This window comes from Micromonospora sp. KC213 (genome assembly GCF_004348325.1).
GTDB lineage: Bacteria > Actinomycetota > Actinomycetes > Mycobacteriales > Micromonosporaceae > Micromonospora.
In genome coordinates this window covers 1-2,158 of the sequence record NZ_SMKF01000325.1, presented here as the reverse complement: position 1 = coordinate 2,158, position 2,158 = coordinate 1, and the positions used below count along the sequence as shown (strand labels likewise).

Genomic DNA, 2,158 nt, shown 5'->3' with positions numbered 1-2,158 from the left:
TGTCGGCTCCGCCTGAAAACTGACCCCGTGGTTCCGGCTGAACTTTGACCCCCTCCGAAAGCATCGGGAGGTGCTGAGCGTGGAGGACTGGGCGGAGATCCGTCGGTTGCACCGGGCGGAGCGGATGGCGATCAAGGCCATCTGCCGTCGGTTGGGGGTCTCGCGGAACACGGTGCGCAAGGCATTGGCCAGTCATGAGCCGCCTCGCTATCAGCGGGCGGCGAAGGGTTCGATCGTGGACGCGGTCGAGCCGCAGATTAGGGCGTTGTTGGCGGAGTTCCCGGACATGCCGACGACGGTGATCATGGAGCGGGTCGGGTGGACTCGCGGCAAGACGGTGTTCGCCGATCGGGTGCAGCTTCTGCGGCCGTTGTTCCGCCGCCCGGACCCGAGCCAGCGGACGGAGTATCTGCCGGGTGAGCTGGCGCAGTGTGATCTGTGGTTCCCGCCGGCGGACGTGCCGTTGGGCTTCGGGCAGGTCGGCCGGCCACCGGTGCTGGTGATGGTGTCCGGGTATTCGCGGTGGCTGTCAGCGGTGATGATCCCGACCAGGCAGTCGCCGGATCTGCTGGTCGGGCACTGGACGGTGATCTCCGGGTGGGGGCGGGTGCCGAAGGCGTTGGTGTGGGACAACGAGTCCGCGGTCGGGCAGTGGCGGGCCGGGCGGCCTCAGCTGACCGAGGCGATGAACGCCTTCCGCGGCACCCTGGGCATCAAGGTGATCCAGTGCCGGCCGGCGGACCCGGAGGCGAAGGGCCTGGTGGAGCGGGCCAACGGCTATCTGGAGACGTCGTTCCTGCCCGGGCGCCGCTTCGCCTCACCTGGCGACTTCAACGCCCAGCTCACCGACTGGCTGGTGCGGGCGAACAACCGCCAACACCGGATGCTGGGCTGCCGCCCGCTGGACCGGTGGGACGCCGACCGGGCCGCCATGCTGCCACTGCCACCGGTTGCGCCGGTGGTCGGATGGCGGCAGATCACCCGGCTGCCCCGCGATCACTACGTCCGCTTGGACGGCAACGACTACTCGGTGCATCCATCGGTGGTGGGCCGGCGGGTCGAGGTCACCGCCGACTGCGACCACGTGACGGTGCTCTGCGACGGCCGACCCGCGGCCCGGCACGACCGCTGCTGGGCAAGCCATCAGAGCATCACCGATCCCGCCCACCGGCAAGCCGCCGCGGACCTGCGCGTCGCTGCCCAACGCACCCCGACGACCGCCGTTGACGCCCAGGTCGAACGCCGGCCGTTGAGCGACTACGACCGCCTGTTCGGCCTGGACGTTGAGGTGGCTGCGTGATGGCCGCCAAGACCAGCCGCAACGTCGCGGCGGAGATCGCGTTCCTCACCCGCGCCCTGAAGGCGCCGTCCCTCGCTGCCTCCGTCGAACGCCTGGCGGAGCGGGCCCGGGCGGAGTCATGGACGCATGAGGAGTTCCTCGCCGCCTGCCTGCAACGCGAGGTCGCCGCCCGCGAAGCCCACGGCGGTGAAGGACGCATCCGGGCAGCGAGGTTCCCGGCCCGCAAGAGCCTGGAGGAGTTCGACTTCGAGCACCAGCGCTCTCTGAAGCGGGAGACCATCGCCCACCTCGGCACGTTGGATTTCGTGGCGTCGAAGGAGAACGTCGTCTTCTTGGGCCCGCCCGGCACCGGCAAGACGCACCTGTCCATCGGCCTCGGGATCCGGGCCTGCCAGGCCGGGCACCGGGTCGCGTTCGCCACCGCAGCTCAGTGGGTGTCCCGCCTCGCTGACGCCCACCACGCCGGCCGCCTGCAAGACGAACTGGTCAAACTCGGCCGGATCCCGCTGCTGATCGTCGACGAGGTCGGCTACATCCCCTTCGAAGCCGAAGCCGCAAACCTGTTCTTCCAACTCGTGTCCAACCGCTACGAACGAGCCTCACTGATCGTCACCAGCAACAAGCCCTTCGGCCGCTGGGGCGAAGTCTTCGGCGACGACGTCGTCGCCGCAGCCATGATCGACCGCCTCGTCCACCACGCCGAAGTGATCTCGATGAAGGGCGACAGCTACCGGCTCAAAGACCGCGACCTCGGCCGCGTTCCCGCAGCCACCAAGACCAACGACTGAACATCAACAACCAACGAGGGGGTCAACATTCGGCCGGAACAGAGGGGTCAAACTTCAGCCGGCGTTGACA

The 2,158-nt window shown here is 68.7% G+C and carries 2 protein-coding genes; both read left to right on the top strand.

Annotated features, from left to right (window positions below; translation table 11 throughout):
* Positions 1-70 precede the first annotated feature (70 nt).
* The gene (istA, locus tag E1166_RS30315) at positions 71-1,300 is read left to right on the top strand and encodes an IS21 family transposase (protein WP_132343220.1); all 1,230 of its coding nucleotides are present in this window, start codon (positions 71-73) and stop codon (positions 1,298-1,300) included.
* Entirely contained in the window at positions 1,300-2,088 is a 789-nt protein-coding gene (istB, locus tag E1166_RS30310; RefSeq protein WP_132343219.1) for an IS21-like element helper ATPase IstB, read from the top strand. Before istA ends, istB begins: the two co-directional genes overlap by 1 nt.
* The last annotated feature ends 70 nt before the right edge of the window (positions 2,089-2,158 follow it).

Excerpts from the sequence above, each read along its gene's own strand:
- istB (WP_132343219.1), top strand. The coding sequence starts at position 1,300 with ATGGCCGCCAAGACCAGCCGCAACGTCGCGGCGGAGATCGCGTTCCTC.